13 protein-coding genes and 1 pseudogene are annotated in these 18461 nt (G+C 65.4%); 4 read left to right on the forward strand and 10 right to left on the reverse strand.

What is annotated here, in order from left to right; genetic code table 11:
* Nucleotides 1–14: 14 nt before the first annotated feature.
* Nucleotides 15–530 (forward strand): peptide-methionine (S)-S-oxide reductase MsrA, encoded by a 516-nt coding sequence (msrA, locus tag P6U27_RS10735; protein ID WP_407119828.1) that lies wholly within the window; start codon nt 15–17, stop codon nt 528–530.
* A gap of 175 nt (nt 531–705) precedes the next feature.
* Here msrA and P6U27_RS10740 read toward each other — a convergent pair whose 3' ends face one another.
* The 8 genes from P6U27_RS10740 to P6U27_RS10775 all read right to left on the reverse strand — a co-directional run bounded on the left by P6U27_RS10740 (nt 706) and on the right by P6U27_RS10775 (nt 11693).
* On the reverse strand, nt 706–3549 hold the full coding sequence (locus P6U27_RS10740) for an ATP-binding protein (RefSeq protein WP_407194016.1): 2844 nt from the start codon (nt 3547–3549) through the stop codon (nt 706–708).
* A 256-nt stretch (nt 3550–3805) separates the two neighbouring features.
* Nucleotides 3806–4966: an MFS transporter gene (locus P6U27_RS10745; protein ID WP_209296122.1), complete on the reverse strand. Its 1161-nt coding sequence runs from the start codon at nt 4964–4966 to the stop codon at nt 3806–3808.
* Between the two features lie 749 nt (nt 4967–5715).
* On the reverse strand, nt 5716–6948 hold the full coding sequence (locus P6U27_RS10750) for a Zn-dependent hydrolase (protein ID WP_407194017.1): 1233 nt from the start codon (nt 6946–6948) through the stop codon (nt 5716–5718).
* A complete protein-coding gene (locus P6U27_RS10755; RefSeq protein ID WP_162500180.1) occupies nt 6941–7726 on the reverse strand; it encodes an ABC transporter ATP-binding protein in 786 nt (261 codons plus the stop codon). Before P6U27_RS10755 ends, P6U27_RS10750 begins: the two co-directional genes overlap by 8 nt.
* Nucleotides 7723–8496 (reverse strand): ABC transporter permease, encoded by a 774-nt coding sequence (locus tag P6U27_RS10760; RefSeq protein ID WP_122402158.1) that lies wholly within the window; start codon nt 8494–8496, stop codon nt 7723–7725. The genes P6U27_RS10755 and P6U27_RS10760 overlap by 4 nt, the downstream gene beginning before the upstream one ends.
* A gap of 63 nt (nt 8497–8559) precedes the next feature.
* Nucleotides 8560–9504, reverse strand: coding sequence for an ABC transporter substrate-binding protein (locus tag P6U27_RS10765; RefSeq protein ID WP_407194018.1), 945 nt, complete (start codon nt 9502–9504; stop codon nt 8560–8562).
* Nucleotides 9505–9609: 105 nt separating this feature from the next.
* Complete coding sequence (gene hutC / locus P6U27_RS10770) at nt 9610–10338, reverse strand: histidine utilization repressor (protein ID WP_122402159.1); 729 nt, start codon at nt 10336–10338, stop codon at nt 9610–9612.
* Nucleotides 10335–11693, reverse strand: coding sequence for a formimidoylglutamate deiminase (locus P6U27_RS10775; RefSeq protein ID WP_407194019.1), 1359 nt, complete (start codon nt 11691–11693; stop codon nt 10335–10337). Before P6U27_RS10775 ends, hutC begins: the two co-directional genes overlap by 4 nt.
* Nucleotides 11694–11778: 85 nt before the next feature.
* Between P6U27_RS10775 and hutI the strand changes: the two genes are divergently transcribed.
* Genes hutI through hutU form a run of 3 tightly spaced genes read left to right on the forward strand, consistent with a single transcriptional unit; the run spans nt 11779 to nt 16248 of the window.
* Nucleotides 11779–12993 carry an imidazolonepropionase gene (hutI, locus tag P6U27_RS10780; RefSeq protein WP_407194020.1) on the forward strand — a complete coding sequence of 405 codons (1215 nt, stop codon included), beginning with the start codon at nt 11779–11781 and terminating at the stop codon, nt 12991–12993.
* Nucleotides 12990–14564: a histidine ammonia-lyase gene (gene hutH / locus P6U27_RS10785; protein ID WP_122402161.1), complete on the forward strand. Its 1575-nt coding sequence runs from the start codon at nt 12990–12992 to the stop codon at nt 14562–14564. Before hutI ends, hutH begins: the two co-directional genes overlap by 4 nt.
* A gap of 13 nt (nt 14565–14577) precedes the next feature.
* Nucleotides 14578–16248 (forward strand): urocanate hydratase, encoded by a 1671-nt coding sequence (hutU, locus tag P6U27_RS10790; protein WP_407194021.1) that lies wholly within the window; start codon nt 14578–14580, stop codon nt 16246–16248.
* 5 nt (nt 16249–16253) lie between these two features.
* Here the strand turns inward: hutU and P6U27_RS10795 are convergent.
* Nucleotides 16254–16376 (reverse strand): annotated as a pseudogene (locus P6U27_RS10795) (TetR/AcrR family transcriptional regulator); the annotation flags it as partial.
* Between the two features lie 50 nt (nt 16377–16426).
* On the reverse strand, nt 16427–18436 hold the full coding sequence (locus P6U27_RS10800) for a putative bifunctional diguanylate cyclase/phosphodiesterase (RefSeq protein ID WP_407194022.1): 2010 nt from the start codon (nt 18434–18436) through the stop codon (nt 16427–16429).
* Nucleotides 18437–18461 lie beyond the last annotated feature (25 nt).

Genomic DNA, 18461 nt, shown 5'->3' on the forward strand with positions numbered 1-18461 from the left:
ATGGGAGCGGACAGATGACGACAGAACGCGCAGTTTTGGCCGGAGGCTGCTTCTGGGGCATGCAGGATCTCATCCGCAAGCAGCCGGGCGTGATCTCCACCCGCGTCGGCTACACCGGTGGGCACGTCAAGAACGCCACCTACCGCAATCACGAAGGCCATGCCGAAGCGATCGAGATCATCTTCAATCCGGCGAAGACCAGCTTCCGGACCATGCTGGAGTTCTTCTTCCAGATCCACGACCCGACCACGCTCAATCGCCAGGGCAATGATATCGGCACGAGCTACCGTTCGGCGATCTTCTATACGAGCGAGGAGCAGAAACGGATTGCCGAAGACACCATCGCCGACGTCGAGGCGTCCGGCCTGTGGCCGGGCAAGGTGGTCACCGAGGTCGCGCCTGCGGGCGAGTTCTGGGAAGCCGAGCCCGAGCATCAGGATTATCTCGAGCGCTATCCCGACGGCTACACCTGCCACTTCATCCGGCCCGGCTGGAAGCTGCCGCGGCGCGCGGCAGCGGTGGGCGGGTAGAGCATGATGAAATTGATTCGCCGGGCTGTGCGTGGCTCACTCCCCGAGGGGCTCACCCGGATCGCGTCTTCGACGCGCTCAGACCTCTCCCCATGGGAGAGGTGAACCGAGCCCCGAGCGCGCACTCATTCAACCAAACTCATCCCGCTCCAGATCGCGCGGTCTGCGCGCGGCGTCAGGTGCGCAGTTGCGCCATCAGTTCGTGTGCAGTGCGCATATCCGCGATCTCTGCGCCCTCCCTGAACGACCCCGAGACATTCTCCAGAACGGTCAGAGCGTCCGTGTTCTGGCCGGCCCCCATCTTGAGCCGCGCGAGGCTGATCGCGCAGCGCAACTCCCAGAAGCGCGCGCCCTGCTGGCCGGCAATCTCCATGGCCTCGCGAAAGCGTGCCTCGGCGTCCTCGCAATGCCGCGCGCTCCTGAGCATCAACTCTCCCTTGATGCGGGTCAGCTCCGGCAGATACCAGAGCTCCTGGCGATCGTGGCAGCGGGTCAGGACGTCCTCGATCACGTCGAGGCCGCGGTCGACCTGGTCGGCCTCGCCAAAGCAGGCCGCAAGCTCGCCGAGGAGCGGAAGAAAGCGCGGCAGGTAGCGCGCATCGCCGGCACGATTGAGTTCTTCGCGCAGCAGCGGCAGGCCGGTCGCGACGTCGCCGCGCCTGGCGATGACCGCCGCATTGAAGGCGCGTGCCCACAGTCCCCACAGTCGGATCGCGTGCCGCTCGGTGTGCTCGAGCAGCTCGCTGCCGTGGCGTTCCGCGGTGTCGAGATCGCCGGCCCAGAAGGCGATCGGGCAGGCAGCCTGCCCCAGCACGCTGCAGAAGGTCAGGGCGTGGCCGTTGGCCCGGCCCTCCTCGATGTTTCTTGCCGCCAGCGCCTGGGCCTGGTCGGCGAGACCCTGCAGCCACAGGATGCGCGCGCGGAAATATTGCGTGGAGATCCTGAGATCGAGCGGGAAGATCTTCGGCCTCCCCACCAGCACGTGCAGCGATGCGTTGACCCGGTCGATGCGCCGCCGGGCGTCGTTCTGGTTGCCGAGATAGTGCAGCGCGACGGCCATCAGCCGGTCGCCCAGCATGAGGTCGGTCTTATCAGGGGAGTTCGCCGCCGCGCTCGCAAAACGATCGGCGAATGCGCGGGCCTTGCCGAATTGCCCGTTGTTGAACTGGTCGATGCACAGGCCCCACAGCGCGCGCAGCCGGAAATCCTTGTCGTCGAGCCTGTCGGCAAGCTCGAGCGTCGTCTCCAGGATCGGGCGCGCCTCGCGCGCGCGGCCCTCGCCATACATCAGTGACCAGCCGAGCGCCGACAGCAGCTGCATGCGGATGCGATCGTCGCCTTCGGTGTCTCCGAGCGCTGCAAGCGCCGTTCTGGTGCGTTCGCGGCATTCGGCGAACAACGAGAGGCGCACCCACAGCGTGACCGCGGCCGCCGTGAGCGCGATGCCGAGCCTTGTATCGCCGTCGGGTGCGAAGGCCCAATCCAGCGCCGCGCGCACATTATCCAGCTCGCCCGCATAGATGCTCAGCCATTCGGGCAGCGGTGTCGATGTATCGGCCTCCGCCTGCTCGAAAAAATCTCGAAAATGCTCGGCATGGCGCCGCGCGAACTGCCTGAGTTCACCGAGCTCGTTCAGCTTCCCGAGCGCGTAGGTGCGCGTGGTGTCGAGCAGGCGATAGCGCAGCGTCCGCGAACCGGATGGCGAGATCAGCGATTTGCTGACCAGGCTGTCGATCGCCTCCAACGTCTCCGAGGTGCTGAGACCCTCGCCGGATGCCACAGCGGCGGCCGCCTCCGGCGCGAATGGACCTGCGAACACCGACAGTCGCCGCAAGGTGGCGCTTTCCGCAGGAGGCAGGAGATCGTAGCTCCAGTCCAGAGCCGCGGCGAGCGTCTGGTGCCGCGGCACGGCCGTGCGCCGCCCCCGCCATTGCAACGAAAAGCGGCTGTCGAGCAGGGAGGCCGTGCCGGCGATGCCGTATGCATTGACACGGCCCGCCGCGAGCTCGATCGCCAGCGCAATGCCGTCGAGGCGCCGGCAGATGCTCGCGACCAGCGGCGCTTCTTCAGCGCTGAGCTGGAACGGACCCGAGCTCTGCGCGATGCGCTCGACGAACAGCTGAGCTGCGGGGTAGGCGAGGACCTCGGCGACATCGAGGCCCTCGCGCTCCGGCGGACAATCCAGCGGAAACAGCCGAAAGATCCGCTCGCCCTCGCTGCGGAACGACTCGCGGCTGGTCGCGAGAACGCGAAGCTGCGGCGCTTCGCGAACGATGCGCTCGACGAGCGGAGCCAGCGCGTCCAGCACATGCTCGCAGCTGTCGAAGATCAGCAGGGCCGGTCCGCTCCTCAGAAATGTCAGAATGGCCGGCGTCGGATCCTCCGCGCTGACGGTCAGTCCGAGGACCGAGGCGATGGTGGTCGTGACGTGACCGGCATCCCGCAGCGGACCGAAGTCGACGAAGAAGACGCGCCCGCCGAAATCCGCGGAGCGGCGATGCCCGACCGTGACGGCGACGGCCGTTTTGCCGATGCCGCCCGGGCCGACCACCGTCATGAAGCGATGCAGCGTCAATCCGGTCGAAATCTTCTCGATGACCTCCTCTCGTCCGATCATCTTTGCGAGCTGAGCAGGCAGGGAGCGAGGCGTGACGATTTCGACTGAGGTTGAGGGGACCGGCGGAGCCGCTTGAGCGAACGGCGCGACAAAGCAATAGCCGCGGCCGGGCACATTGAGGACATAACGAGCCGATTTGCCGGTATCGCCGAGCGCCTTGCGCAGCGCTGCGACGTGGAAGCGTAGACTGCCCTCGTCGACATTCACGTCGGCCCAGATACGCTTGACCAGCTCCCTCTTGTCGATGACCTCACCGGGGCGCTCGGCAAGCAAGATAAGAATATCGAGCGCGCGGCCGCCGATATGAAGCGGCGCCCCCTCCTTCTCCAGGAGCCGGGACTTTGGAAACAGCCGAAATGGCCCGAATGAAATCTGCGAGTCGTGATTACTTTGAGCTGGCACGTGCCATTGCCCCCTCGACGGGAGTCAAAAGATATGTCGTTGTGGTCTAGCAGAACGACGCGTCCAGTAAACTGGCCGAAAGCCGCATGGCAGACAGACCGGCGCAGATGGATTGGGCTTGCTTCGGCCTGCCAAAATAGTGCCTGTGAAAGAAGGGTTTGGGTCGGCATGCCAGGACGGTGGCCTCCACTCGCGCGCCCGCATGGGACCATTGCGGCTCCTCGCCCTTCCGTCCGTAAATTCGCCGCAAGGCTGCTCACGCATCGACGTGCGATATCTGGCGCTGCTTCGCCGTGACGATCCACGCCGACAGTGTGACGAGACCCATCAATGCGGCCAGCAGCCAAAACGCCATCGGCAATCCGCCAAGATGTGCGACGAAGCCTACGCCGGCAGGGCCGATCAGGACCCCTGCGTAGCCCGCGGTCGTGATCGCCGCGACCGCAAGCCCGGTGGGCATCACCGTTTGCCGTGCCGCCCGCCGAAACAGCACCGGCACGAGATTTGACGCGCCGAGCCCGATCAGCAGGAATCCGCCGATGGCGATCGCTGCAATGGGCGCTGTGAGCAGGACTACGAAACCCGCGATCGCTATCAGGCTGCCCCAGAGCAATGTCGCGCGATCCCCGATACGCGCAACGATCGCGTCGCCGCCGAGCCGGCCTATCGTCATCGCGATCGAGAATACGATGTAGCCGGCTCCGCCTTGCGCCTCGGTGACGAGACCGGCGCCGATCACGAGCAGCGCGCCCCAATCGAGCATTGCGCCTTCGACCAGGAAGGTGATGGCGCCGAGCAGTGCAAGCAGCAGCACCGATCCGTGCGGTAGCACGAACAGTGGACCCTCCTGCACCTGCACCGAGCGAAGCAGGCGCGGCCAGGTCACGAGCATCGCGATCAGCATCAGCATGGAGCAAATCAGCGTGCAGGCGAGGGCACCGAGCTGCAACGAGAGCAGCGCCGTCATCAGCGCGGATCCGGCGAAGCCGCCGATGCTGAACAGGGCGTGGAAGCCGGACATCAGCGGGCGTGCCGCGGCGCGCTCCACTTCCACGGCGTGAATGTTCATGGCGACGTCGATCGAGCCGAGCGCGGCGCCGAACGCAAGGAGCGCCAGCGCCAGCGATAGGGGCGAGCTTGCGATCGCGAGCAGCGGCAGGACCAGCGTGAGACCGAGCCCGCCTGCGATGATGATCGGCCTGCTGCCATAGCGCGCGCTGAGAACGCCGGTCAGCAGCATCGCGACGACCGAGCCGATCCCGAGGCTGAGCAGGAGCAGCCCGAGGACTCCGTCGTCGACGGCGAGCCGCGCTTTCGCGAACGGCACCAGCGGCGCCCAGCACGCGATGCCGAAGCCCGCAACGAGGAAGGCAAGCCGGGTCGCAAGGCGGGTCGCAGGCCGGTCGGCAGAAGACATGAGTACTCCGGGGAAGCAGGGGAGGGGCGGGTGCGGCCGATGAACCCTCGGATTGCCGCGACTTTATGTCGGCAGCGCGCTCATATTGTCGCAGATCGCCTCAGGCGCGGGCAGCTCGTCGCGATTGCAGCAAGCTCCCGTAGCGCGGGTGAGCGTAGCGAGACCCGGGACGGCACCAGCAAAGATCCCGGATGTTGCTTCCGCCTCTCGCTCTTCGAGCTACGGCGGTCAAGTCGCTGACCCGCGCTACGGGACCGGGGTGTGTCGCCCGGCTGTCAACCCACCGGCGCGAAAATAATTCCACATTACCGAAATTCGGATTTGTCGTATGTATCGCGCATCCCGGCTCATTCTCGAGGGGCGATCATGAGGTCGTCATTGTCGCGAGCCGGGCTTGCGGTGGACGCAGCAGCGTCGGGCGCGAACAGCCAGGGGCAGGGCGGATTGCTCTCCGTGAGCCCTAAGGCATCGTGCGGGCGAACGGCGCTGTCAGGTTCGTCTCGTCATTTCGATGGCAACGTGCACAACGCCATCGGACCCTGTGGCGAACAAGCGAACCGCGCGTACAGCAAAACCGTGTGGTCCTGGCCGTCGTTGCTACGATCAAGCCGGGGCCCATATCGTCGCGCCGTGCCGCCCTGGGTCCCGGCTCTGCGCCGCAACACTTCGCGCGTTGCAGCCTGTCCGGGACACGGATGCGCTTGTGCCGCGTGCGATCGACCGCCACGGGTCGGCAGCCGCATCCAGCGCTAACCTCCGAGGATGCGGAGGCAAGCGTCGACGAACACCTCTGCGCCGGTGACGATATCGGCATCCGCCGTGTTCTCGGTCCAGTGATGGCTGATGCCGCCGATCGAGGGCACGAACAGCATGCCTGCGGGCATGACGGTCGCCAGCATCTGCGCATCGTGCCCGGCGCCGCTGGGCATGCGGATCGAGCGGCCGCCGGCGAAGGCTTTGCTCGCGGCTTCGATCGCATCCTGAAAGCCCGCGCTCATCCTCGCGGGTGCGCCGGTGCGCAGCTTCGTGACGGTGACGGTGCAGGGGCCTTTGGCGCTGACCTCCTCCGCCATGGCCCGCAACAATTGCTCCAGCCGCGCGATCACGGCCGGATCGTCGTCGCGGATCTGGAACAGCATCTCTGCGCCACCGGGGATGATGCTCGGCGCGCCCGGATCGAGTGTGATGCGCCCGGTGGTCCAGACCGTGCGCGGGCCGCAGGCAACCGGAAAGCGCTCGTCGATGGCGACGCAGAACTTCGCCAGCGCAAGGCCGGCATCCTTCCGTACCGCCATGCGCGTGGTGCCGGCGTGGTTCTGCTCGCCGGTAAAATTGATCTGGTACTGCCAGATGCCGACGATGGAGGTCACGACGCCGATCGCGAGGCGGCTGCTTTCGAGCGTGTCGCCCTGCTCGATATGCGCTTCCAGATATCCGACGTGGCGCCCCGGCTCGGCGGTGAGGCGCGGGCGCCCGGCGAGGCCCATTTCGGCGAGTGCATCGCGCATGGTGCGGCCGCTGGTGCGGTCGCGTGCGGCATCGATGTCGGCCTCGGTCACCTGCCCGACATAGGAGCGCGAGCCAAGGAAATGACCGAAATGTCCCTCCTCGTCGCACCAGGCCGCGACTTCGAGCGCGCCTTTCACGGAAGGATCGGCATTGAGAACCCGCGCGGCTTCGAGCGCGTAGACGACGCCGAGCGGGCCATCGAGCCAGCCAGCGTAGTTCTGGCTTTCCAGATGCGATCCCGCCAGCAGCTTCGGCCCGGGCTTCGCGCTGGTGCCGAACACGTTGCCGATGCCATCGATTGTGGCGGAGAGACCCGCCTCGGGCAGCTTGCGCATCAGCCAGTCGAGCGACTGTTTGTGCGGCTCGGAGAAGGTCGGCTTGTGCACGCCGGTCTTATGGGCGCCGATGGCGCGCAGCGCATTGAGATCGGCAAGGACGCGATTGCCGTCGGCGCGGAGCTGAGTGTCAGGCATGTTCGGCAACCTTCAGCGCCTCGGTGCGGATCTCCTCGACCAGCCGTTCCTTCAGCTGGACGAATTCCGGCGTGGTCTTGATCTTGTAGGAGCGCGGATGCGGCAGGTCCACATTGATTTCGGCCTTGATGCGGCCAGGGCGTGCGCTCATGACGATGACGCGGCTGCCGAGGAAGATGGCTTCCTCGATATCGTGGGTCACGAACAGCACGGTCTTCTGGTCGCGCTCCCAAATGCCGAGCAGCATTTCCTGCATCAAGGCGCGGGTCTGGTTGTCGAGCGCGCCGAACGGCTCGTCCAGCAGCAGGATCTTCGGATCATTGGCGAGCGCACGCGCAATCGCCGTGCGCTGCTGCATGCCGCCGGAGAGCTGCTTCGGCCAGTGGTTCTCGAAGCCCGACAATCCGACCTGGCGGATGAAGGCATCGGCGATCTTGTTTCGCGCCGCCTCGGCCACGCCGCGCTCGCGCAGGCCAAAGGCGATGTTCTCGCGCACCGTCAACCAGGGGAACAGCGTGTAGGATTGGAACACCATGCCGCGATCGGCGCCGGGCCCGGTCACCTCGCGCCCGTCGAGCGTGACGCGGCCGCTGGTCGGGCGATCGAGGCCCGCAACGATGCGCAGCAGCGTGGACTTGCCGCAGCCGGAGGGACCGAGGATGGTGACGAAGTCGTTGTTGCCGATGGTGAGGTCGGTCGGCTCCAGCGCCCTGGTCGGCGCGTTGCCGTGGCGCGCGGGGAATGTGCGCGAAACCTGTTCGATCCTGAGCGTCGTCATGCGAGCTTCCACGGAAACAGCCAGGCGTTGAACGCCTTGAACAGGAAATCCGAGATCAGTCCGATCAATCCGATCACGATGATGCCGAAGATGATCTGGCCGGTGTTGAGCAACGCCTGGCTGTCGGTGATCATATGACCGATGCCCGAGGACGAGCCGATCAGTTCGGCGACGATGACGTAGGTCCAGGCCCAGCCCAGCACCAGCCGCAGGATCTCTGCGATCTCCGGCGCCGAGGAGGGCAGCAGCACGCGGCGGATGATGCCGCGGTCGCTGGCGCCCAGCGTGTAGGCGGCCTCGACCAGATCGCGTCGTGTGGCACCAACGGTCACCGCGACCATCAGGATGACCTGGAATACCGAGCCGATGAAGATGACGAGCAGCTTTTGCAACTCCCCGATGCCGGCCCACAGGATCAGGAGCGGAATGAAGGCGGACGCGGGCAAATAGCGCGCAAAAGAGACGAATGGCTCGAGGAATGCTTCCACCGGCTTGTAGGCGCCCATCAGCACGCCGAGTGGCACCGCGATGATCGCCGCGAGCACAAAGCCGCCGACGACGCGCCAGATCGTCATGCCGATATCGAGCACGAAGCCCTGCTTCGTCAGCAGCTCAAAACCTTCCTGCACCATGGTCAGCGGGTTGGCGAGAAAGGTCTTCGACACATGGCCGCCGAACGTCGCCCAGGACCAGAGGGCAACGAACAGCACGAAGAACGCAAGGCCATAGGCCGCGCGCTGCCTCGATGTCACGGGATCCAGAGGACGCATCAAACCGTATCCGAATGGTGTGCCGGCTCCGCCTCTCGGCGGAACCGGCAGTTTGCGGAAATCTTACTTGATGAAGCTGGCGTCGTAGAGGTCTTCGACCTTCGGCGCGGACTTGATGATGCCGATCTCGAGCAGGAGCTCGGCGGCCTCCTTGTTGAAGGTCAGGAAGTCGCCGGCGAAGAATTTCTGGTTGGCGGCCTTATCCTGCCAGCGCAGGTACTTTGCCGAGTTGCCGAACTGCTCCCCGGTCTGCTTCACGTCGGCGCCCATGATCTCGTAAGCCTTGGCCTGGTCCTTGCCGATCATGTCGAGCGCCTCGAAATAGCTGTCGGCGAGGGCCTTGGCGGCCTTGGGATTTTCCGTCAGGAATTTCGGCGTGCAGCCGAACGTGTCCATCACGATCGGGTAGTCCAGGGTGGTCGCGATGATCTTGCCCTTATCCGGTGCGGCGCGCACGGTCGACAGATACGGCTCATAGGTCATGGCGGCATCGTTCTGGCCGGAGACGAAGGCCTGCGCGGCCGCAGCCGGCTCGAGGTTCACCACGGTCACGTCCTTCGTGGTGAGACCGTTCTTCTTCAGCATCCAGGCCAGCGCGAAATAGGGAGAGGTGCCGGGCGCGGAGGCGGCGACCGTCTTGCCCTTCAGGTCCTTGATCGCGGCGACGTCGTTGCGCACGGCCATGCCGTCGGCGCCATAGCTCTTGTCGAGCTGGAAGATCTGCTTGGTGGCAACGCCATTGGCGTTCCAGGAAATCCAGGTCTCGACCGTGGTCGCCGCGCACTGGATGTCGCCGGAAGCAATCGCGAGGTGGCGGTCCTTCTGCGGAATCTTCTTGATTGTGACGTCGAGACCGTTCTTCTTGAAGATGCCCGCCTCCTTCGCCAGCGTCAGCGGCGCGAAGCCGGTCCATCCGGAGATGCCGACGCCGACCTTGACGTCGTCGGCGGGCGCCGGAGTGGCGGCCGCAAGAGCAATGATTGTCGCAAATATTGTCGAACTACGCATGATTGTCGTCCTCTTGCCGATCGATGGATTTACGTCCTGATGATCATTGTGGTCCCGCATGGACCGTTGCCCGAAGCGTTGCACGATTTGTGCCGACATATCCTCTCAGCCTCCTTTGAATCGCGCGACAAGGCGGTGAGAGTCACCGGGATAAAGCAGGCGCACGGCGGTGATGGTCCTTGCGCTGCGCCAGGTGTAGCGGTCGATCACGAGGCAGGGCGCGCCGACGGCGATGTCGAGCGTCTTCGCTGTGCGCTCGTCCGCAACGATGGCGCTGATCGTGTGCTCGGCCTCTGTCCATGGGACATGGTGAAGCAGCCACGAGCCGGGCGGCTCGCGCGAGAAATCCGCCGTGGCGGCATTCGGCACGGACGACAGGTCGATCAGCCTGTCCTCCACGGCGAACGGTACGTTGTCGGCGCTGTGCCGGCAGGTGATGGCAACCACCTTGCCGGCTTTCTTGACGCCGAGACGGTCACGGTCGGCGGTGGTCGCAGTGCGCAGCTTGCGATGGATCAGCTCATAGCCGTAAGTGCGGCCGAGCGCGGTGATCTCGGCGCGGATGTCGGCGATCTTGAGCACCGCCGACTGATGTTGCGGCCGGCGCACGAACGAGCCGGCGCGCCGCCGCCGTTCGATCAGGTCGGCCTGCGCGAGCTCCGACAGCGCCTTGTTCACGGTCATGCGCGAGCAGCCGTAGCGCGCGACCAGTTCGTGCTCGAACGGAATGCGATGCCCGGGCGGCCACTCGCCGGTCAGGATGCGCTTCTCGATGTCGGCGCGGATGCGTTTGTAGAGCGTCGGCTGGTCCGCAGCATCGGTGGCGAGGCTCATGCGACGAGCCTCCGTACCACCGTGTTGAAGCGCTCGCGGGCAACCCGGCGCAGCTTATGACCACCACCTTCGACCACCTTATGGCCGCCGGCCCAGACGCAATCGATTGCGCCGTTGTCTGCGGCAAAGATCCAGCCGTCGATAGCGGCGTCGCCGCTGCGTCCGGCCAGCGACGGATGGGCGCTGTCCAGCGTGACGATGTCGGCACGCGCGCCGGGCGCGAGGCCGACTATCGGCTGTGCAAGCGCTCGTGCGCCACCCGCGAGCGCGTTGTCGAACAGCGTGCGTCCCGTCGAGCGGCCTGCGCCGCCGGAGAGGACATTGCGTTGGCGATGCTTCAGGCGCTGGCCGTATTCGAGCTGTCGCAGTTCATCCGCGATTCCGACGAGCACGTTGGAATCGGTGCCTACGCCGAATGTGCCGCCGGCATCGAGGAATTCACGCGCTGGAAAGATACCATCCCCGAGGCTCGCCTCGGTGATGGGGCAGAGACCCGCGACAGCGCCGGTCCCTGCGAATGCAGCGATCTCCGCGTCTGTCATGTGCGTCGCGTGAATGAGGCACCAGCGCCGATCGACGGGCGCGTGCTCCAGCAGCCATTGCACCGGGCGTCTTCCCGACCAGGCCAGGCAGTCCTCGACTTCCTTCACCTGCTCGGCGGCGTGAATGTGCACCGGCCCGCCGTCAGCAAGCGGCATGATCGCGCGAAGTTCGTCCGGCGTCACTGCGCGCAAACTGTGCGGGGCGATGCCGATGTTGGCGTCCGGCAGATTTGCTATGGTCTTGCGCGAGGCCGTCATCAATTCAGCGAACTGATCGACCGAGCAGATGAAGCGGCGCTGCCCGGCATGCGGCGCCGCGCCCCCAAAAGAGCTATGCGCATAGAAACTCGGCAGCAGCGTGAGCGCAATGCCGGAGGCCTCGGCAGCTTGCGCGATCCGCGCGGCCATCTCGGCGAGATCAGTATAGGGCGAGCCATCCGGGTCGTGGTGCAGATAATGGAATTCGCCGACGCGGGTAAAACCTTGCTCGAGCATCTCCACATAGAGCAGCGTCGCGACCGCCGCGACGTCGTCGGGGGTCATTGCCAGCGCAAAGCGATACATCGTCTCGCGCCAGGTCCAGAACGTGTCGGTGGAATCGCCGCGCAATTCGGCAAGCCCCGCCATGCCGCGCTGGAACGCGTGGCTGTGCAGGCTCGCCAGTCCAGGAAGCGCGATCGCGTGGCGCTCGTCGCCGGCGGCCGGCGCCACGCCCGGCGTCACCGCCGCGATCGCCCCGGCGGCGACGACCACCTGCACGTCATTGGCCCAGCCCGAAGGCAGGAGCGCGGAAGCGAAATGCAGTCGGGTCATGATTACACGCCGGCTGGACAGAACCGGCTTACGATTATATGTCTAGACATATAAGTCAAGCATCCGACGGCGAATGGATATCCTCATGGCAGAGCGCTTCGACCGGATCTGGCACAATGCCCGCCTCGCGACGATGCGGGCCGACCGTCCCGATCTCGGGGAGATCGAGCATGGTGTGATCGCCGCGCGCGGCGGCCGTATCGTCTACGCGGGTGCTCAGGCGGATTTTCCTGTTGATGCGGATGCGATCGAGCGGATCGATTGCGAAGGGCGCTGGATCACGCCCGGGCTCGTCGACTGCCACACCCATCTGGTCTACGGCGGCAACCGTGCGCATGAATTCGAGCTGCGTCTGAAGGGCGCAAGCTACGAAGAGATCGCGCGCGCCGGCGGCGGCATCGTCTCGACGGTGGCGGCGACGCGCAAGGCGAGCGAAGCCGGGCTCGTCGCAAGTGCGCTGCCGCGGCTCGATGCGCTGATCGGCGAGGGCGCGACCACCGTCGAGATCAAGTCCGGCTATGGCCTCAATGTTGAAACCGAGATGCGGCAACTCTCCGCCGCGCGAATTCTCGGTCGCCAGCGGCCCGTTGCGATCCGAACATCCTTTCTCGGCGCGCATGCGCTGCCGGTGGAGGCCGATGGCGACAAGGATCGCTACATCGATCTCGTCTGCAAGGAGATGCTGCCCGCGGTCGCCAAGGCCGGCCTTGCCGATGCCGTCGATGCCTTCATGGAAGGGATCGCGTTCTCGGCCGAGCAGACCGCACTTGTGTTCGAGTCCGCGAGAGGGCTTGGGCTGCCCGTGAAGCTGCATGCCGACCAGCTGTCGAACCTCGGCGGCGCCGCGCTTGCCGCAAAATACGCCGCACTGTCGGCCGATCATTTGGAGCACACCGACGAAGCCGGCGCTGCCGCAATGGCGAAGTCCGGCACGGTGGCGGTGCTGCTGCCCGGTGCGTTCTACTTCATCCGCGAGACGCAGAAGCCGCCGGTCGAGGCGTTCCGCAAGTATGGTGTTCCCATGGCGCTGGCGACCGACTGCAATCCCGGCAGCTCGCCGCTGACCTCGCTGCTGCTCGCCATGAACATGGGCGCGACACTGTTCCGGATGAATGTGGCCGAGTGCCTCGCCGGCGTCACCCGCGAAGGTGCGCGGGCGCTCGGTGTGCTCGACGAGGCCGGCACGTTAGAGGCCGGCAAGTGGTGCGACCTTGCGATCTGGGACATCGAGCGCCCGGCCGAGCTGGTCTACCGCATCGGCTTCAATCCGCTGCACCGCCGGGTTTGGAGGGGGCAATGATGGAGCAGGACACCTCGATCGTCGTCAAGCCGGGGGCGGTGAGTCTCGATGATCTCGCGCGCGTGCTCGACGGTGCGCCCGTCGTGCTCGATCCCTCATTCTGGCCGCGCATCGAAGCAGCGGCGGAGATCGTCGCAAGAGCGGCGCGCGCGGATGTCCCCGTCTACGGCATCAACACCGGCTTCGGGAAGCTCGCATCGAAGCGCATCCCGCCGGACCAGACCGTGCTGCTCCAGCGCAATCTCATCGTCTCGCATTGCTGCGGCGTCGGCCCGGCGACGCCCGAGCCGATCATCCGCTTGATGATGGCGCTGAAGATCATCTCGCTCGGGCGTGGCGCCTCCGGCGTGCGCCGCGAGGTGATCGAGCAGCTGCAGGACATGCTGGCGCGGAATGTCTATCCGCTGGTGCCACAGCAGGGCTCTGTAGGCGCCTCCGGCGACCTTGCTCCGCTTGCACATATGACGGCCGTGATGATCGGGGAAGGACAGGCGATCGTTGACGGAAAAACGGTGTCGGGCGCCGAGGCCCTCAAGGCCGCCGGTCTCGCGCCGCTGACCCTCGGGCCCAAGGAAGGTCTTGCTCTGATCAACGGCACGCAATTCTCGACCGCCTATGCCATATCAGGCGTGCTGCGTGCATTTCGCCTCGCCCGTGCCGCGCTCGTGACCGGCGCATTGTCGGTGGATGCGGCGATGGCCTCGACGGCGCCGTTCCGTCCCGAAATCCAGGCGCTGCGTGGCCATGCCGGGCAGATCGCGGCGGCTGAAACACTCATGGCCTTGCTCGACGGCAGCGACATCCGCCTCTCTCACCTCGAAGGCGACGAGCGCGTGCAGGATCCTTATTGCCTGCGCTGCCAGCCACAGGTCGCGGGCGCAGCGCTCGACCTGATCACGCAGGCCGCGCATACGTTGATCGTCGAGGCCAATGCCGTCACGGACAATCCGCTGGTGCTGGCCGAGACCGGCGAGATCGTCTCCGGTGGCAATTTCCATGCTGAGCCGGTCGCCTTCGCCGCCGACACCATCGCGTTGGCGCTGTCGGAGATCGGCGCGATCAGCGAGAGACGCATCGCGACGCTGGTGGATCCCGCGCTGAATTTCGGCCTGCCGCCGTTCCTCACCCCCGATCCCGGCATCAACTCCGGCTTCATGATCGCCGAGGTGACGGCGGCCGCGCTCTATGCCGAGAACAAGCAGCGCGCGCTCGCCTGCTCGATCGATTCGACGCCGACCAGTGCCAACCAGGAGGATCATGTGTCGATGGCCGCACATGCGGCGCGGCGCCTGTCCGATATGGCCGACAATCTCGCCGCAATTCTCGGCATCGAGCTTCTGGTCGCCGCGCAAGGCATCACGCTGCGCGCGCCGCATGCGACCAGCGCGCCGCTGGCCGCCGTCATTTCCGAGCTGCGCGAGCAGGTGCCCGCGCTTGGCGCCGACCGCTACATGGCGGGCGATCTCGCCAAGGCCGCCGCGCTGATCGAAGCCGATGCGCTGCCGACCATCGCGCTCACGGCGCTTCCAACCGATCCGTTTCCAAGACTTGATGAAACGAGACTTGACTGAAGAGGTCTTCCGCATGAACCGCCGACTGGACAACGACCGCACCATCCGCGCGCCCCGCGGCAGCGACATCAGCGCCAAGAGCTGGTTGACGGAAGCGCCGCTGCGCATGCTCATGAACAACCTCGACCCTGAAGTGGCCGAGCGCCCGAGCGAGCTCGTCGTCTACGGCGGCATCGGCCGCGCCGCGCGTGACTGGGAGAGCTTTGACCGGATCGTTGCGGCCTTGCGCAAGCTCGAAGGCGACCAGACGCTGCTGGTGCAGTCCGGTAAGCCGGTCGGCGTCTTCCGCACCCATGCCGATGCTCCGCGCGTCCTGATCGCAAACTCGAACATCGTGCCGCACTGGGCGACGCTCGATCATTTCAACGAGCTCGATCGTCAGGGCCTGATGATGTACGGCCAGATGACGGCGGGCTCCTGGATCTATATCGGCAGCCAGGGCATCGTGCAGGGCACGTATGAAACCTTCGTCGAGGTCGGCCGTCGCCACTACGGCGGCAGCCTTGCCGGAAAATGGATTCTCACCGCTGGCCTCGGCGGCATGGGCGGGGCGCAGCCGCTGGCGGCGACCATGGCCGGTGCGTCGATGCTCGCGGTCGAATGCCAGCCGAGCCGCATCGAGATGCGCCTGCGTACCGGCTATCTCGATCGCCAAGCTGCAACGCTCGACGAAGCGCTCGCGGTCATGACGGAGGCCGCGAAGACGAAGAAGGCGGTCTCGGTAGGCCTGCTCGGCAATGCCGCAGAGATTTTCCCGGAGCTGGTGCGTCGCGGCGTCAAGCCCGACATCGTCACCGACCAGACCAGCGCGCATGATCCGATCAACGGCTACTTGCCGAAGGGCTGGACGCTCGCGGAATGGGGGGCCAGGCGCGCCGCGGATCCGAAGGCGGTCGAGCGCGCCTCGAAGACGTCGATGGTCGAGCACGTCCAGGCCATGCTGGATTTCCATGCACAGGGCATTCCGACCCTCGACTACGGCAACAACATTCGCCAGATGGCGCAGGATATGGGCCTGAAGAACGCGTTCGATTTCCCCGGCTTCGTTCCCGCTTATATTCGTCCCTTGTTCTGCCGGGGCATCGGGCCGTTCCGCTGGGCCGCGCTGTCGGGCGATCCCGAGGACATTTTCAAGACTGACGCCAAGGTGAAAGAGCTGATGCCTGATGACGAGCATCTGCACAATTGGCTCGACATGGCGAAGGCGCGCATCAAATTCCAGGGCCTGCCGGCGCGGATCTGCTGGGTTGGCCTTGGCGATCGTCATCGCCTCGGCCTTGCTTTCAACGAGATGGTGGCGCGTGGTGAATTGAAGGCGCCGATCGTGATCGGCCGCGATCATCTCGACAGCGGCTCGGTGGCGAGCCCCAACCGCGAGACCGAGGCGATGAAGGATGGATCGGATGCGGTGTCCGATTGGCCGCTGCTCAATGCGCTGCTCAATTGCGCCAGCGGCGCGACGTGGGTGTCTCTGCATCATGGCGGTGGCGTCGGCATCGGCTATTCGCAGCACGCCGGCATGGTCATCGTCGCCGACGGCACGCCGGAGGCGGCGAAGCGCATCGAGCGCGTGCTGTGGAACGATCCTGCGAGCGGCGTCATGCGCCACGCCGATGCTGGCTATGCGATCGCGATCGACTGCGCCCGCGACAAGGGGCTGGATCTGCCGAGCCTGTCGAAGTAGCGCCGTCAGTCGCTTTGCAGCAGCCTTGGCATCGTCGTCTTGGCACCGTCCATGAAAGTCTGGACGGCGTCGCGGACGATGGCGCCGAGATCGGGCGGAATCGGCGTCGCGTAGATGAACTTGCGGATCTGCCGGCTTCTTGCGCTATGAAGGCTGTGAGCTACTGCGCGGTCTGACTTTACGCAATGACCTTGGCCTTAGTGCCTTCGAGGCGCAGCTGTTCCTTCACCAGATAGTCTCCAATCGCATCGCCCGGCATGGGCTTGGCGAAATAGTAACCCTGGATGAAGTCGCATCCCAGGCCGGCGCAGGCTGTCGAGCTGGGCGCGGGTCTCGACGCCCTCGACGACACAGGCGATCTCATGTCGTCGCAGAGGCCCGTGAGCGATTTGATGATCTTGTGGCTGACGGGATTCTCGTTGATGTCGGAAACGAAGCTGCGGTCGATCTTGATCTTGTCCAGCGGCAGGCGGTGGACGTGGCTCAGCGACGAATAGCCGGTGCCGAAATCGTCCAGCGAAATGCCGCAACCCATCGCCTTCAGCGTCGCGATCGACTGCTGCGCGCGCACGAAGTCGAAGGTGACGGCGGTCTCGGTAATCTCGAAGTCGATCCGGTGTGGCGCTAGCCCACTCTTCTCGATGATGGAGATCAGCGGCAAAATACCCTCCGCCGCGCAAACGTCGTGCGCAGAAAGGTTGAACGAGAGGCGGATGTGATCGGGCCATGTCTTGGCGATGGCGAGTGCGCGCACCAGCAGCGCCCGGGTCAGCGGCCGGATCAGCCCGATGCGTTCGGCGGCCGGAATGAAATCGGCCGGCGAAACCAGGCCAAGGCGGGCGCTGCGCCAGCGCGCCAGGACCTCGAAGCCGGCGGTGTGCTCGCTCATGGCGTCGACGATCGGCTGGAAGACCAGGTCCATCTCGGTGCTGAAATCGGCGGTGCGCAGCAAGTTCTCGATGACCCCGCGACTGCGGATCTCGGCCTCGAGCTCGCTCGAGAAGATCACGGTGCGGCCGCGCAGATGGCGCTTGGCATGATAGAGCGAGTAGTCGGCGCACTCGTAGAGCGCTTCTGGCGTCGTCGCGGAGTCCGGAAACGATGCGAATCCGATCGAGCACGACGGCCCGGTATGGCCGGTGTCGAGCTGGTAGGGAAGCTTGACCTGGTCGCCAATGCGCTGGCCGAGCCGGAGCAGATCCGCATCGTCGGGGTCGCCGCACACCACGAGGCCGAACTCGTCGCCGCCGAGGCGGGCGAATTCGACCCGCTGCGGGCCGAAGCCTTCGCAGACCTCGCGGATACGCCGGCCCGCCTCGATCAGGACGCGATCGCCGACCGAGTGGCCGTAATTGTCGTTGATCGGCTTGAAGCCGTCGAGATCGATGATGCCGACCGCGACGCGAACGTTTCTGCGCTCGGCATCGTTGAAGGCGCTCGAGAGCTCGGCGAAGAAGCGGCGGCGGTTCGGCAGTTCAGTGAGGGAATCCAGATTGGCGAGGCGGAAGTTCTCGTCCGAGAGCGCCTGCGTCGCCCCCTGTTGCGCGAGCAGCGACTTGCGGCTGGCGACGAGATCGGCGAAATCGCGATAGTAGATGAACAGCACCGTCACCATCGCGCCGGAAACCAGGAGATTGTTGACCGCGATCGCCTTCAGCGTCGGCTCGCCTGTGGCGAAGAAGAACAGCACATAGGGCACGTCGACGATCAGCGTCACGATCAACGCGGCCGAGCGCAAATGCATCAACGAGAAGCTGCAGCCGATCACGGTGACCGCCATGTAGAAGGCGACTTGGCTCTTGGCAAAGGGATCGCCGTAGGCATAGAGCGCGAAGGACCAGGCGGTGAAGCCAGCGCCGATCGGCAGGGTCAGCCAGTTGGTGGCGCGCAGATTGCGCAGGATGTCGGCATCGCTGCGCACGAGGTGACGCTGGCGTAGCCACCAGAAGGTCCGCAAGCCTGCGAGCACTGTCAGCACGCTCGGCACGATCATCGTCAACCAGTCCGGCGCCACGTTCAGATAGGTGTAGGCGACTGCGATCGTGTTGCTGATGAGGATGAAATAGAGCAGCGGGATCAGCTTGGAGAACGCGTCGAACTGCGCGCGTGCCAGATCCGGATTGTCGGCGGGAACGCGAAACAACCGCATCGCGGCGGCAAGGTGAGACTTCAAATCGGCAATAGGCATTGAAATACGAACCCCGGAGTCCCTG

This window comes from Bradyrhizobium sp. STM 3566, assembly GCF_045571445.1.
GTDB lineage: Bacteria > Pseudomonadota > Alphaproteobacteria > Rhizobiales > Xanthobacteraceae > Bradyrhizobium > Bradyrhizobium vignae.

What these genes read in the sequence shown, in the direction of transcription:
- hutI (WP_407194020.1), top strand. Translation starts at nt 11,779, where the DNA reads ATGGCAGAGCGCTTCGACCGGATCTGGCACAATGCCCGCCTCGCGACG.
- P6U27_RS10775 (WP_407194019.1), bottom strand. Translation starts at nt 11,693, where the DNA reads ATGACCCGACTGCATTTCGCTTCCGCGCTCCTGCCTTCGGGCTGGGCC.
- hutC (WP_122402159.1), bottom strand. Translation starts at nt 10,338, where the DNA reads ATGAGCCTCGCCACCGATGCTGCGGACCAGCCGACGCTCTACAAACGC.
- msrA (WP_407119828.1), top strand. Translation starts at nt 15, where the DNA reads ATGACGACAGAACGCGCAGTTTTGGCCGGAGGCTGCTTCTGGGGCATG.
- P6U27_RS10800 (WP_407194022.1), bottom strand. Translation starts at nt 18,436, where the DNA reads ATGCCTATTGCCGATTTGAAGTCTCACCTTGCCGCCGCGATGCGGTTG.
- P6U27_RS10750 (WP_407194017.1), bottom strand. Translation starts at nt 6,948, where the DNA reads ATGCCTGACACTCAGCTCCGCGCCGACGGCAATCGCGTCCTTGCCGAT.
- P6U27_RS10745 (WP_209296122.1), bottom strand. Translation starts at nt 4,966, where the DNA reads ATGTCTTCTGCCGACCGGCCTGCGACCCGCCTTGCGACCCGGCTTGCC.
- P6U27_RS10760 (WP_122402158.1), bottom strand. Translation starts at nt 8,496, where the DNA reads ATGCGTCCTCTGGATCCCGTGACATCGAGGCAGCGCGCGGCCTATGGC.
- hutH (WP_122402161.1), top strand. Translation starts at nt 12,990, where the DNA reads ATGATGGAGCAGGACACCTCGATCGTCGTCAAGCCGGGGGCGGTGAGT.
- hutU (WP_407194021.1), top strand. Translation starts at nt 14,578, where the DNA reads ATGAACCGCCGACTGGACAACGACCGCACCATCCGCGCGCCCCGCGGC.
- P6U27_RS10765 (WP_407194018.1), bottom strand. Translation starts at nt 9,504, where the DNA reads ATGCGTAGTTCGACAATATTTGCGACAATCATTGCTCTTGCGGCCGCC.
- P6U27_RS10755 (WP_162500180.1), bottom strand. Translation starts at nt 7,726, where the DNA reads ATGACGACGCTCAGGATCGAACAGGTTTCGCGCACATTCCCCGCGCGC.